General features: G+C 48.0%; 11 protein-coding genes and 1 tRNA gene. 4 read left to right on the top strand and 8 right to left on the bottom strand.

Features of this window, described 5'->3' with window-relative positions:
• Nucleotides 1-294 precede the first annotated feature (294 nt).
• On the top strand, nt 295-1,371 hold the full coding sequence (fic, locus tag OGY62_RS19485; RefSeq protein ID WP_286460438.1) for a protein adenylyltransferase Fic: 1,077 nt from the start codon (nt 295-297) through the stop codon (nt 1,369-1,371).
• 329 nt (nt 1,372-1,700) lie between these two features.
• Here fic and OGY62_RS19490 read toward each other — a convergent pair whose 3' ends face one another.
• The 5 genes from OGY62_RS19490 to OGY62_RS19510 form a co-directional block, all read right to left on the bottom strand.
• The gene (locus tag OGY62_RS19490; RefSeq protein WP_074163194.1) at nt 1,701-2,429 is read right to left on the bottom strand and encodes a retron system putative HNH endonuclease; all 729 of its coding nucleotides are present in this window, start codon (nt 2,427-2,429) and stop codon (nt 1,701-1,703) included.
• A complete protein-coding gene (ptuA, locus tag OGY62_RS19495; RefSeq protein WP_286460439.1) occupies nt 2,426-4,084 on the bottom strand; it encodes a retron Ec78 anti-phage system effector ATPase PtuA in 1,659 nt (552 codons plus the stop codon). Before ptuA ends, OGY62_RS19490 begins: the two co-directional genes overlap by 4 nt.
• Nucleotides 4,081-4,998 carry a retron St85 family RNA-directed DNA polymerase gene (locus OGY62_RS19500; RefSeq protein WP_074163196.1) on the bottom strand — a complete coding sequence of 306 codons (918 nt, stop codon included), beginning with the start codon at nt 4,996-4,998 and terminating at the stop codon, nt 4,081-4,083. The genes ptuA and OGY62_RS19500 overlap by 4 nt, the downstream gene beginning before the upstream one ends.
• 573 nt (nt 4,999-5,571) lie before the next feature.
• Entirely contained in the window at nt 5,572-7,170 is a 1,599-nt protein-coding gene (locus OGY62_RS19505; RefSeq protein WP_286460440.1) for a tyrosine-type recombinase/integrase, read from the bottom strand.
• 220 nt (nt 7,171-7,390) lie between these two features.
• A tRNA-Leu gene (locus OGY62_RS19510) sits at nt 7,391-7,475 on the bottom strand.
• 201 nt (nt 7,476-7,676) lie between these two features.
• On the opposite strand from OGY62_RS19510, the gene ahr reads away from it, so the two are divergent.
• The gene (ahr, locus tag OGY62_RS19515) at nt 7,677-8,696 is read left to right on the top strand and encodes an NADPH-dependent aldehyde reductase Ahr (RefSeq protein ID WP_047459336.1); all 1,020 of its coding nucleotides are present in this window, start codon (nt 7,677-7,679) and stop codon (nt 8,694-8,696) included.
• A gap of 135 nt (nt 8,697-8,831) precedes the next feature.
• Nucleotides 8,832-10,334 (top strand): helicase HerA-like C-terminal domain-containing protein, encoded by a 1,503-nt coding sequence (locus OGY62_RS19520; protein WP_024130764.1) that lies wholly within the window; start codon nt 8,832-8,834, stop codon nt 10,332-10,334.
• Between the two features lie 78 nt (nt 10,335-10,412).
• Here OGY62_RS19520 and lptG read toward each other — a convergent pair whose 3' ends face one another.
• The 3 genes from lptG to ytgA form a co-directional block, all read right to left on the bottom strand.
• Nucleotides 10,413-11,495 (bottom strand): LPS export ABC transporter permease LptG, encoded by a 1,083-nt coding sequence (gene lptG / locus OGY62_RS19525; protein ID WP_012134314.1) that lies wholly within the window; start codon nt 11,493-11,495, stop codon nt 10,413-10,415.
• Nucleotides 11,495-12,595, bottom strand: a complete 1,101-nt coding sequence (gene lptF / locus OGY62_RS19530; RefSeq protein ID WP_012134315.1) for an LPS export ABC transporter permease LptF — start codon at nt 12,593-12,595, stop codon at nt 11,495-11,497. The genes lptG and lptF overlap by 1 nt, the downstream gene beginning before the upstream one ends.
• 62 nt (nt 12,596-12,657) lie before the next feature.
• Entirely contained in the window at nt 12,658-12,708 is a 51-nt protein-coding gene (gene ytgA, locus OGY62_RS19535) for a protein YtgA (protein WP_211180521.1), read from the bottom strand.
• Nucleotides 12,709-12,861: 153 nt separating this feature from the next.
• Here ytgA and pepA point away from each other — a divergent pair, with 153 nt between their 5' ends.
• Nucleotides 12,862-14,373, top strand: coding sequence for a leucyl aminopeptidase (gene pepA, locus OGY62_RS19540; RefSeq protein ID WP_047459338.1), 1,512 nt, complete (start codon nt 12,862-12,864; stop codon nt 14,371-14,373).
• Nucleotides 14,374-14,390 lie beyond the last annotated feature (17 nt).

Below are 14,390 nucleotides of genomic sequence, written 5' to 3' on the forward strand. Positions count from 1 at the left end.
TGAAATAGGGGCATTTTTTGCAGTTGCAAGGTTGCCGAGAGACCTCATTTAAAGGTTAATACATCTCAGGTAGTGAAGTCTCTTCCGAGACAAATCCAGATTGTCTGCGCCAAGCGTCTGAGGATATGTCGATAAAAAGCATTTTTTTAAACATATTGCCAAAACATGTTTATGCCATCGACACGTTGCGGCGATATGTCGATAAAACACGATTTTTTAAACATGATGCCGTGACATGCTTATAGCATCGACATATGATGTCTATATGTCGATGAAATCGGTCTTTATAAACATATGAGCTGGAATCCCGAAGCCCCTTACAACGATCTGCCAAAACTGTCGCCTGATCTGCAGCAGATAGAAACACGTAATGTACTAAAAGCGTGTATAAATGCGCGCGCGGCAATTGCAGAGCTGAAAACGGCGGGTGAGTTGATCCCCGATCAGGGATTGTTGATTAACATTCTCCCGATGCTGGAAGCGAAAGATTCCTCACGCATTGAGAACATCGTAACGACCAGCGATCAGCTCTTTCAGTATGCTGATCGTGCAGACGGAGCAGATCCAGCAACCAAAGAAGCATTGCGCTATCGTACGGCGCTTTATGATGGTTATACCCATCTTGAGACCTATCCACTTTGCACAAACACCGCAATCGCTATCTGCACCAAATTACGCGCAATTCAGACCGATATCAGGAAAACACCGGGCACAGTACTGCGCGATCAGAATAACAGCGTGGTATATACCCCCCCGGTGGGTGAAGATACCATCCGTAACTTATTGGCGAACTGGGAGCAGTTCATACATGGCGATGATGATTTAGACCCATTGGTGAAAATGGCTATTGCGCACTATCAGTTTGAGTGTATCCACCCTTTTCCGGATGGGAATGGGCGAACAGGCCGTATCCTGAATATTCTTTACCTGATTCAAAATGAATTGCTTTCACTGCCTATCCTGTACCTGTCACGCTTTATCCTGGAGAGACGTAGTGATTACTACACGCTATTGCGTAGGGTAACAGAGGAAGGAGACTGGGAATCGTGGATATTATTTATGCTGGAGGCCGTAGAAAACACGTCTCGATGGACGACTGATAAGATTGCGGTCGTTCGGGCATTGATGGCAGAAACGACCGAGTATGTACGTGAGAAGCTGCCAAAAATTTATACCTATGAACTCATCCAGGTGCTCTATGCACAACCGTATTGCCGGATCGATAACCTTGTTGAACGAGGTATCGCTAAACGCCAGACGGCATCAGCGTATCTCAAACAGTTAGTAGATATAGGCGTGCTGGAAGAAATGAGCGTTGGTCGTGAAAAGCTGTATATCAACACCAGGTTGGTACAGGAATTGAATCAATAATATGCTTTAACAAGTAAATATCTAATACGTTATAAAACTGTAAATATTATAAATCTATCGCAACTAACAACTTGATATTAGAAGAAAAATATTATATCGAAGCAAATCATTAAAAGTCAATCGATTACTTCTCCAATAAGACACTAATATAATTCCGATGCGATTACAAATCCTACATTCGCAATATCAAAAAATAACAATTGGGGGGCAAACTTCATATATTGTTTTTGCAGTTGATATTTTTTGCACAGATAAAATCTGAATTGATAAAGCAGGGGGAGCATATTACATCTCCCCTAGAGTAATAATAGTTTAAATAAAATCTGTTGTCATATATTATTACAAATGCCATCACCTATCTTACCAAATAATTGCCTTTGAGCGGTATAGAAAGGTCTGAGGGCATTGCCAACAGGAGATAATTCTAATTCTGCCATTTGTCTAATTACTTGAGGGTCACTCTCATCTATCAATTTAGATAATGCGGAAATCCAGACTTTTCGCCAATGAACCAATACCGGCGCATTTAGGTTCAGTAAATAAATAGTTAGCCTGGCTTTAGCTTTTTCTCTCTTATCATTTAGCGATTCTTTAGGAACAACTCTTCCTGATGCCTCATAGTGGAAATAATCTTGAGAATTAGCCATTAACGGAGAAATAAACGAAGTGTTACTATATCTACTTAGCTTAGCATGCCCACCAAATACATCTTTCCTGCTAAGTAAATGAAGGCTTGAACTAGAAATTGCGGAAACGATAAGATTACTGTGCTCAAATGTTTTATGAGGATTTAGAGATTTAGGTTCTATATGCTCCAAATGGTAACCATAATCGGTACTCACAACAATGCCTTCACTTCCCATAATGGGAAAGCGATTATTCAAGCAGATTTCACTATAGCAACACAAAAAAAACTGTTCATTTAAACAACGCTTTACTGTAGCATCTTTATATTTAAACCTACTCCAAGCTCTAGTAGCATCATCAGCTGTATTAGGTTTATTTTTATTTTTTTGAGACAAAAAATAATCAGCCCCACCTTTAATAATATGTCTCATTCTAATTTTTCCCTTCTGCGTTTTACTAATGATAAGCTAACTAGTTCTTCGTGGTTTTCACCAAGAACTTTTACTAATTTCTGATATAGTTCTGTTGCATCAGACGAACGAAAATCCCCTTGCTCGATAATTTTACGATACTTATCAAGCATTTTTTTCTCAGGGAAATCAGGAATTGGTTCAACATGCATTATTGTACTGAGGACCGTTGATGTAGAGCGAGCATAACTCTCAGCAATTGGAATTGCGACTATATCTTCACCATCTATGTTAACACTCAATTTTCTTATTTTTTGTTTACTTATAGTAGATAATACTTGTGGGCTATGTGTAGTAATAACAAATTGAATATTTGGGAATGTTGATGTCAAATTATTTATAATATTTTGCTGCCATTCTGGATGCAAGTGTAACTCTACTTCATCAATTAAAACAATACCTTGCCCATGTAAAGGATTATCCAAAACAGGATTCATAAAAATTAATCTTCTCGCAAGATCAGAAATTAATGATAAATAAACCAACTGACCTTTAGATGCCTGGAAAACATTAATATCTATACCATCATTTATTATTTTAACTTCTACTCTGCCTGAGGAACGGTCGACATAAATATCTGAGATACTTGGAACAGCATTTGTGATTGCATTCTTCACATGTTGTTTGATCTTATCTATATGCAAACTAGTTACATTTATGAGTAATTCTTTTTTAGATGATAATTTTTTTTTCCTCTTTTCTAGCTCATCTGCAAATAAACTTGACTGCTCGGCGATTAACTCAAAAGCATTAACCTCTGCCTCTAATAATTTTATTTCATTTATTATTAGGTTATTATTTTGAAGGTTGTCTATATATATAAACCATTTTAAGAATTCTTCAATATTTGAGGAACCATCTAATGCATTTTTTTCAATAGCATCAAATCTAGAGTTGGTAGAGGCAGAGTCTAATTTCTCTAATTCAAAACTCAAATTTGATTTTAACAAAGATCTTTCTACGGAATAAAAAGCACATAAAGGAATATTTATTTCTTTATTATAATACTTATTACTTCTATGATTGATAACTCTAAATAAGTTAGCTAGGCTACTGTAGCTATCGAGATTACTTGTTTTGGAATTTTCGATACCTTTTGCTGGCCGAGTTAGTGATCCACTATATTTTGTGTTTTTCCCAAGGCTAATTGACGTTATTACCTCAGCATTATCAGCGCAACCAACTTTAACATCTGTATTATCTAATGGACGTCCATTTCTTCCTTTAGCAATAATTCGCGCATTAATATATGAAAATGTTCTTGACAAGGCATCTAAAATTGTAGTTTTCCCAGCGCCATTATCACCAATAAGAACAGTGAAATCATCTTCGAATGATATATTTAATTCTTTGAATTTTCTGAAGTTTATTAGTTTTAGATTATCTATCTTTATTTTATTTTTTGGGGTTTCATTCTCTTCTGTTGACTGAAAATTCAATTCATTAAGGCAATGATTAAAATATTCATTTGCACTTTTCAAATCTAAATTTGTGCTTGTACTATCTTCATAGTACTCCATAAGCTCAAACATAGATGAAATATTATGCTTTCTTGCGTTGCGCAACAATGCTCTTGTTTTATTCTTTTGATTAGAATTATCATAATAGTCTTTCACTTATTCACCTCGATAATTTCATCTATTAGATTAGAAGAGTATTTTTTCCTCAATGAATTTAAAAAATCAGGTTCTATATGATTTGAAAAAGAGATCATACCCTTAAGATGATAAATAGCTTCAGTATCTAAAAGATTATATTTATACTGATTAATTAGGTGCTTAATGTATCTTTTCCTATATCTTCCGATCGAAAGTTTCTCATCGTTAGTAATTGTAATTCCAGTTACATGACGATTATGAGCTTTAGAAGAAAAAATAGTTTTCTGATGGTTTACCAAAATTTTCCCACTAAATTTTTCTTTTAATACTCTAGAAATGAACTCAGGAAGAGTTGGAAGTATATTTGGATCATTACATGAAAAAGTAAGATCATCAGCATAACGCGTATATATCACATTAATTTTTTCGCAATATTCACTGACCGCATTATCAAAAAAATACAAACAAAAATTAGAAATAGCTGGAGAACTTGGAGCTCCAACGCTTAACATTAACTTCCCACTGTTATCCCAAAACAATATATTTTCAACCAACCTATGTTCTAATGATTGAAGAGGCTCCCAATGTTGCCTCCAAATATCCCAAAATACATCTGGAGTTAAAGAATTAAAAAAATTAGCCAAATCCATTTTCAATAAATAAGCGCTTAATCTGTGTGATTCAGCATTATCTTTAATGCTAAACCCTTTTCTATAAGCCATTGAATTTGTATGAAATGGAAAATCTTTATATTTCAAGTAAGATCTTTGGAGTTCTTTTACAGCTTTTGTGGGTTGAGCTATTATCCGACGGCCATGCGTACGTTTAGGAATAGAATAAACTCGATATTTATATGGCGCATTAAGGATTAGTTTGAGAATATCTGACTCAGAGCATTTGAGCTGTTGTGCTAATACAGATACAATTTTCATTAACTCATCCCTTAAAAGCCTGCTACAACTGCGATTAACATAACAGTGTAGCAGGACTGGTTTGACTCTTTACTAAAGGGTGCGATGTGTTCGCATCCCAAACGAGCGAAACGAGTTTGGGATGCGAATACATCGCAAATTTAACTCGTTCAATAAGTTAGTGTCTGGCTAATCACCCGACAAGTTGTAACCCGTTTACGCTAAAGAGCGCTTTCGAGTATAAGCTAAGTTGCAGAGCAAAACAAACTTGCTTTCAACCAGTAGACCACTATGCTTCTGATTTTTCTACCAATAGCCTCTAACTACAATTGAGTTCTTTTGCTCAAAAATTACAACATCATTTAAAACAGTGACTGGCTTCCCTGCTGATAAAAGGCCCCATGTTAATAACTAGTTAATTTATATGCAACATCATGATTTTTCTAGCTCAATGACTAAAGTTTTTACTCTTAGTGGGCTATAAATTTAACTAACGAAAACACCAAGCTAGCTCCAACCTCTCATACGGGGTTGGGCACCAATTCACTAACTCCCTTTGCCCGCCCGATATAAACAGCCCAGCTCCGAGAATGACTAAATACCAGCATCCTCCGACTCCACCTCATCCTGCGCCGCCATCAGAACCAACTCTGACTTCGAAATCAGCAAATCTTTCGGCTTCCCACCTCTCAACCTGCGGTTTGCCGAACCAAACCAGATAGCCAGTCCCCACGGCGTTTTGCGTTCCTTGAACAGCGAGAATATCTTCCCGGCGGCTTTCCAACCTTTGGGGCCAGTATCAGGATCGGTAGAACGGAAACCCGCTTTTGCCGATAACTCAGACGCCGTCAGCCATTCCGAGTCAGCCAGTATTCTGGCTTTCAGCTCCTCTAGTTGCCGGTCATTGCGCTCCTGGAAGCTCATATGGTCGAGTGCGCCTCCCTGCGATTTTTTGAAGCCATACGGCACCACATGCCTGAAGCGGTTCGCATCCAGATAATCGGCCCACCACTGCATCATCTCCCGACGCTCTTCGAGATGCTGCGCCTTATGGATATACGCCGCCCGCACGCGCTTACGCTCCTGATGGCTCATCTGGCGCTCTACCGCGTCGCTTGACCACAGGCCCGACTCCACCAGCGCGCTACAGGCCATAGTGCGAAAACCGTGACCGCAGACATCTTTCTGGGTGTCGTAGCCCATCACACGCAGTGCTTTGTTAATGGTGTTTTCACTCATTGGCTTGCGGTAGTTATGATCGCCGGGGAACACCAGTTCAGTTCCCGGTCGGCAATGCTGCCGCACATCGTGCAGCAGTTCGATGGCCTGATGTGACAGAGGGACCAGGTGAGGAGAACGCATCTTCGCACCGCGCGCAGAGTACTTAACGCCGGGGATCGGTTCTCGCTCAGCGGGAATGGTCCACATGGCGTTATGCAGGTCTATTTCATCCCAGCGGGCGAAGCGCAGTTCGCTGGAGCGGATAAACAGCAACAGCGCCAGCTTTACCGCCAGTTGAGTCAGCTTACGTCCTTTGAAATCGTCGACTCTTTCCAGGAAATCAGGGATAAGATTCAAATCCAGCGCTGGATGGTGACGTACTTTGGGCGTGGAGACCGCGCCAGTTAAATCTGATGCAGGGTTATGATCGATAATGCCGTTCTGGACGGCGTAGCGCATCACGCAGGCGGTACGTTGCTGGAGACGAGAAGCGACATCCAGTTTGCCCGCTTTCTCCACCTCTTTGATCGGTACCAGCAGGTCTTTGACCTTCATTTTGGTAATGTCGCAGCTACCGTTCGTGGGAAAGACGTAAAGCTCAAAATAACGCAACACCCGCTTCTTATGTTCTGCCGACCAGTTCACGTTGCTGGAGACCCATTCGCGCGCCACGGACTCGAACGTATAAAGGGGCTCTCCACCCCGCTTTTCCTCTCTGCGTTTTTCCGCCGGATTAATGCCTTCTAAAATAAGCCTTCTTATATCCGCTTGCTTCTCTCTTGCCAGTGCGAGAGAAATAAGCGGATAAGGGCCTAATGCCATACGGTTCTCTTTGTTTCCAAAGCGAAATTTCAGATACCACAGCTTAGATCCGCTGGGGTTCACCTGAATGTAAAGACCGTGACAGTCAGAAAGCCTGTATGCCTTGCCAAGCGGCCTGGCATGCCGGATTGCGAGATCTGTAAGCGCCATTTGGGGGTCACTCCTCTATCGAACCGGGTTTGCCCCCTTTTTTGCCCCCAAATCGCCTGGATGTCAATGGATGAAAAACGACCAACACGGAAAGACCACAAAATAAATATGGTTATCAATCAAAAATAAATTATCTTTGAATTACAGACGGATATGGACGAGTTTGGACGTAAATGGACACAAAAAAAGCCACCCTTAGGTAGCTAATTATTGCATCACTTGGTGCCGAAGGCCGGACTCGAACCGGCACGTATTTCTACGGTTGATTTTGAATCAACTGCGTCTACCGATTTCGCCACTTCGGCACTGAAGAGGTATGCGGAAAACGTTGTGGATTATACCTGTCACACGCCACCATGCAAGCGGTAGCATATGCCCGGCTCGCTAAGTGTTGAAAAAATCAGCACAACCCCACGGCGGGCACCTCCTTAACCCCTCCTTCTGCGAAGCGACTCCGTTTCCCATGCTCTACACTTCCAGTTCAACACCACACTGAGGGAAACACGATGTCTATTATAAAAAGCTATGCCGCAAAAGAGGCGGGCAGCGAACTTGAACTCTATGAATATGATGCGGGTGAACTCAAGCCGGAAGATGTTGAGGTACAGGTAGATTACTGCGGTATCTGCCACTCCGATCTGTCGATGATCGACAACGAATGGGGCTTTTCTCAGTATCCGCTGGTTGCCGGGCATGAGGTAATTGGCCGCGTCGTGGCACTCGGCAGCGCCGCGCAGGATAAAGGTCTGAAGGTAGGTCAACGAGTTGGGATTGGCTGGACGGCGCGCAGCTGCGGGCACTGCGATGCCTGTATCAGTGGCAATCAGATTAACTGTCTGGAAGGATCGGTGCCAACCATCCTCAATCGCGGCGGCTTTGCCGAGAAGCTGCGAGCAGACTGGCAATGGGTGATCCCGCTTCCAGAAAGCATCGATATTGAATCCGCAGGCCCTCTGCTGTGCGGCGGCATCACCGTCTTCAAACCGCTGCTGATGCACCACGTTACCGCCACCAGTCGCGTTGGGGTGATCGGCATCGGCGGCCTCGGTCATATCGCCATTAAGCTGCTACACGCGATGGGCTGCGAGGTTACCGCGTTCAGCTCCAGTCCGGCCAAAGAACAGGAAGTGCTGGCGATGGGCGCCGATAAAGTGGTCAACAGCCGCGATCCAGAGGCGTTGGAAGCGCTGGCAGGTCAATTTGATCTCATCATCAACACCGTCAATGTCGATCTCGACTGGCAGCCTTACTTCGAAGCGCTGGCCTATGGCGGCAACTTCCACACCGTTGGCGCGGTGCTGAAGCCGCTACCGGTTCCGGCGTTTACCCTGATTGCAGGCGATCGCAGCATCTCCGGTTCGGCAACCGGTACGCCGTATGAACTGCGCAAGTTGATGAAATTTGCCGGGCGCAGCAAGGTCTCGCCGACGACTGAGCTGTTCCCGATGTCGCAAATCAACGAGGCCATCCAGCACGTTCGTGACGGTAAAGCTCGCTACCGTGTGGTACTGCAAGCCGACTTTTGATTGCCTTCACCGGGCGGCATTCGCTGCCCGGTTTTGTTCCCCCTTTTGGAATTCTTCTCGCAATCTCCGCAATTTAGCGGTGAAGAGTACGCCGCAGTTGCCTATACTCCAGGCAGGATAAATGGAGAAAATCTCATGAGTGCACCCCTGTTAATTGCCCGCACGCTGGAAAGCGAACTGTTCCTGTTGCCGGGCATGACCAACCGTCACGGGCTGATTACCGGCGCAACCGGAACCGGCAAAACGGTTACCCTGCAAAAACTGGCTGAGTCCCTATCAGACATCGGCGTTCCGGTATTTATGGCGGATGTGAAAGGTGACTTAACCGGCGTCGCGCAGGAAGGCGAACCTTCTGAAAAACTGCTCGCACGGCTGAAAAATATCGGCATCACCGACTGGCAACCGCACGCTAATCCGGTGGTGCTGTGGGATATTTTTGGCGAAAAAGGTCATCCACTACGGGCGACCGTCTCCGATCTTGGGCCGCTATTGCTGGCTCGCCTGCTGAACCTGAACGAGGTGCAGTCCGGCGTGCTGGATATTATCTTCCGCATCGCCGATGACCAGGGGCTGTTGCTGCTGGACTTTAAAGACCTGCGGGCGATCACGCAGTATATCGGTGATAATGCCAAATCCTTCCAGAACCAGTATGGCAATATCAGCAGCGCATCGGTCGGGGCGATCCAGCGCGGGCTGCTGTCGCTGGAACAGCAAGGCGCGGCGCACTTCTTCGGCGAACCGATGCTGGACATCAAAGACTGGATGCGTACCGATGCCAACGGCAAAGGTATTATCAACATCCTTAGCGCCGAAAAACTCTACCAGATGCCCAAACTGTATGCTGCCAGCCTGCTGTGGATGCTCTCCGAACTGTATGAGCAACTGCCGGAAGCGGGCGATCTGGAGAAACCGAAGCTGGTGTTCTTCTTCGACGAAGCTCACCTGCTGTTCAACGACGCTCCGCAGGTGCTGCTGGATAAAATCGAACAGGTCATTCGCCTGATCCGCTCCAAAGGCGTGGGCGTCTGGTTCGTCTCACAGAACCCTTCCGATATCCCGGACAACGTGCTCGGTCAGCTAGGCAACCGCGTACAGCACGCCCTGCGCGCCTTCACCCCCAAAGATCAGAAAGCGGTGAAAGCCGCCGCGCAAACCATGCGGGCGAATCCGGCGTTTGATACCGAGAAAGCGATTCAGGAACTGGGCACCGGCGAGGCGCTGATCTCCTTCCTGGATGCCAAAGGCAGCCCGTCAGTGGTTGAACGAGCGATGGTCATCGCACCGTGCTCACGCATGGGGCCGGTGACGGACGATGAGCGTAACGGGCTTATCAATCACTCCTCGCTGTACGGCAAATATGAAGACGAAGTCGATCGCGAATCGGCGTATGAAATGCTGCAAAAAGGCGTTCAGGCCACCACCGAGCAGCAAAACAATCCGCCAGCAAAAGGCAAAGAAGTCACCGTTGATGACGGAATTCTTGGCGGGCTGAAAGAGATATTGTTTGGCAGTACCGGGCCACGCGGCGGCAAACGGGATGGTGTGGTGCAGAGCGTCGCCAAAAGCGCAGCGCGTCAGGTAACGAACCAAATTATCCGGGGGATGTTAGGTAGCCTGATGGGCGGTAGAAAACGCTAGCAGAAGGAATCCTTGTTTGCTAAGCGCAGCGCCTGATGGCGCTGCGCCGTATCTGGCCAACAATGAGAGAGATCGATTTTACGACTTACGCATCATCAGCCAGAGGCTAATCAGGAAGAACGAGGCGCTTGGCAGCAGCGCGCCGATAATCGGCGGAATGCCATAAACCAGCGTCAGCGGGCCGAAAATCTGGTCCAGAACGTAGAAGACAAAACCAAAGCTGATCCCGGTCACCACACGCACGCCCATTGGCACGCTACGCAGCGGGCCAAAAATGAACGACAGCGCCATCAACATCATTACCGCCACGGAAAGCGGCTGGAAGATTTTACTCCACATATTGAGCTGATAACGTCCGGCGTCCTGGCCGCTCGACTTCAGATACTTCACATAGTTATGCAAACCGCTGATGGAGAGCGCATCCGGGTCCAGCGCCACCACGCCCAGTTTGTCCGGCGTGAGGTTGGTTTTCCAGGTGCCGCTCACGGTCTGCGAACCGGTGATCTGTTTCGGGTCTTTCAGGTCAGACTCGTCCACCTGCGACAGACGCCAGACCTTGTTGTCTGCGTCGAACTTCGCAGACGCGGCATAACGCACTGACTGTAAGCGACGCTGATCGTTAAAGGCGTAGATGCTAATGCCCGCCAGCTCTTCGTCGCCCTTCACCCGCTCGATATAGACGAAATTGTTGCCATCTTTCGCCCACAGGCCTTGCTGAGTAGAGAGCAACGAACCGCCGTACATTGCCTGCGCACGGTAGTTACGCGCCATCTGTTCGCCCTGCGGAGCAACCCATTCACCGATGGCCATTGTCAGCAGCACCAGTGGAATAGCGGTTTTCATCACCGACAGCGCCACCTGCATCCGGGTGAAACCCGAAGCCTGCATCACCACCAGTTCACTGCGCTGCGCCAGCATCCCCAGCCCCAGCAGCGCGCCAAGCAGCGCCGCCATCGGGAAGAAAATCTGCACATCTTTCGGCACGCTGAGCAGGGTATACATCCCCGCGCCCAGCGCATCGTAGCTCCCCTGCCCGGCTTTTTTGAGCTGGTCAACAAACTTGATGATACCGGAGAGCGACACCAGCATGAACAACGTCATCATGATGGTGGTGAAAATGGTTTTACCGATATAGCGGTCAAGTACACCAAACGGCTGCATTATACCGCTCCTTTACGCAGAAGACGGGCGCGCAGGCGGCGTACCGGCACCGTATCCCAAAGGTTCAGACCAACCGCCAACGCCAGATAGATCAGGTTGACCGCCCACATCCAGATAACCGGGTCCAGTTTGCCCTTACCGCCGTTCGATTTCAGGGAGGTTTGCAGGAGGAAGAACAGCAGATACAGCAGCATAGCCGGCAGCATCGACAGCACGCGCCCCTGTCGCGGGTTAACCACGCTCAGCGGTACAACCATCAGCGCCATCATAAATACGGTGAATACCAGCGTAATACGCCAGTGCAGTTCCGCACGGGCGCGATTGGTATCGGTCTGCCACAGCGTGCGCATATCCATCTGATCGGTATCGTTCGGGTCCAGCGCAACGGCCTGATGACCAATAATCGCCTGATAGTTCTGGAAATCGGTGATGCGGAAGTCACGCAACAGGGCAGTGCCTTCAAAGCGCGTCCCTTTGTTCAACGTCACAACCTGGGAGCCGTCGCGCAATTGCGTCAAATGTCCAGAATCGGCCACCACCACAGAAGGACGGGCGTTGCCTTTCGGGCGGATTTGCGCAAGGAACACATCTTTAAAATCGCTGCCGTCAACGCTTTCAATAAACAGCACGGCGCTGCCATTGGTCGCCTGCTGGAACTGCCCTTGCGCCAGCGCGGCCATGCCAGGATTGGCTTTTGCTTCCGCCAGTACCTCATCCTGGTGTCTGGATGACCAGGGCCCCGCCCACATGACGTTGACAGCGGCGACGACGCCGGTAAACAGCGCCAGCACCATCGCGGCTTTCACCAGCACAGCCCGGCTCAGACCACAGGCGTGCATGACCGTTATTTCACTTTCGGTATACAGTTTGCCCAGCGTCATCAACAGCCCGAGGAACAGGCTTAATGGCAGGATGAGCTGCGCCATTTCCGGCACGCCCAGCCCCAGTAGCGAGAGCACCAGATTTGCCGGAATGTCACCGTCAACCGCCGCCCCGAGGATCCTCACTAGCTTTTGACAAAAGAAGATCAAAAGCAGGATGAAAAGAATCGCCAGTTGGCTTTTGAGCGTCTCCCGCACCAGATATCTTATGATTATCACTTTAAATACGCCCGTAAAAACTCGTCTTTTGCAGGAATTTAGCTTGTTTCATGGCTTAAACGTCATTTATTCTCTTGAGTCGTCGAAATCGTCGCTAAAATTATTATACTCAGCGGATTCGCCACTCAGAACGCGTTCTGACGTGCCAATGCCGTAATAACGTTAAGATTAACACGAAGTCACCGCAACTGCGGACATGAGTTACGAAAGCTTGCAATTCTAACTGTAGCCGCCGCCGTTGTCTTTAAGATTCAGGAGCGTAGTGCATGGAGTTCAGTGTAAAAAGCGGTAGCCCGGAGAAACAGCGGAGTGCCTGCATCGTCGTGGGCGTCTTTGAACCACGCCGCCTTTCTCCGATTGCAGAACAGCTCGATAAAATCAGCGACGGGTACATCAGCGCCCTGCTGCGTCGTGGTGAACTGGAAGGAAAACCGGGGCAGACCCTGTTGCTGCACCATGTTCCTAACGTTCTTTCCGAGCGAATCCTCCTCATTGGTTGTGGTAAAGAGCGCGAGCTCGATGAGCGCCAGTACAAGCAGGTCATTCAGAAAACCATCAATACGCTGAATGACACCGGCTCAATGGAAGCGGTCTGCTTCCTGACCGAACTGCACGTCAAAGGCCGCAACAACTACTGGAAAGTACGTCAGGCTGTCGAAACGGCTAAAGAGACGCTGTACAGCTTTGATCAACTGAAGACCAACAAGAGCGAGCCGCGTCGCCCGCTGCGTAAAATGGTCTTCAACGTGCCGACCCGCCGTGAGCTAACCAGCGGCGAGCGTGCGATCCAACACGGTCTGGCGATTGCCGCCGGGATTAAAGCAGCGAAAGATCTCGGCAATATGCCGCCGAATATCTGTAATGCCGCCTACCTGGCCTCTCAGGCGCGCCAGTTGGCCGACAGCTACAGCAAGAACGTCATCACCCGCGTCATCGGCGAACAGCAGATGAAAGAGCTGGGTATGCACTCTTATCTGGCGGTCGGTCACGGTTCGCAGAACGAATCGCTGATGTCGGTTATCGAATACAAAGGCAACCCGTCCGAAGACGCGCGTCCGGTTGTGCTGGTCGGCAAAGGGCTGACCTTTGACTCCGGCGGCATCTCCATCAAGCCTGCCGAAGGCATGGACGAGATGAAGTACGATATGTGCGGCGCGGCGGCAGTGTACGGCGTGATGCGCATGGTCGCGGAACTTCAGTTGCCGATTAACGTCATCGGCGTGCTGGCAGGCTGCGAAAACATGCCTGGCGGGCGAGCGTATCGTCCGGGCGACGTGCTGACCACCATGTCCGGCCAGACGGTCGAAGTGCTGAACACCGATGCCGAAGGCCGCCTGGTACTGTGCGACGTGTTAACCTACGTTGAGCGTTTTGAGCCGGAAGCGGTGATTGACGTCGCGACCCTGACGGGCGCCTGCGTGATTGCGCTGGGCCATCACATCACTGGTCTGATGTCGAACCACAATCCGCTGGCGCATGAGCTGATTAGCGCGTCCGAACAGGCGGGCGACCGCGCATGGCGCTTGCCGTTGGGCGATGAGTTCCAGGAACAGCTGGAGTCTAACTTTGCGGATATGGCGAACATCGGCGGCCGTCCTGGCGGCGCAATCACCGCCGGTTGCTTCCTGTCGCGCTTTACCCGTAAGTACAACTGGGCGCACCTGGACATCGCTGGCACCGCATGGCGTTCCGGTAAAGCGAAAGGCGCAACCGGTCGTCCGGTGGCGTTGCTGTCGCAGTTCCTGCTCAATCGCGCGGGTTTTAACGGCGAAGAGTAAGTTTGCATGATTGCCGG

Source organism: Citrobacter sp. CK198 (genome assembly GCF_030333295.1).
Classification (GTDB): Bacteria; Pseudomonadota; Gammaproteobacteria; order Enterobacterales; family Enterobacteriaceae; genus Citrobacter_B; species Citrobacter_B koseri.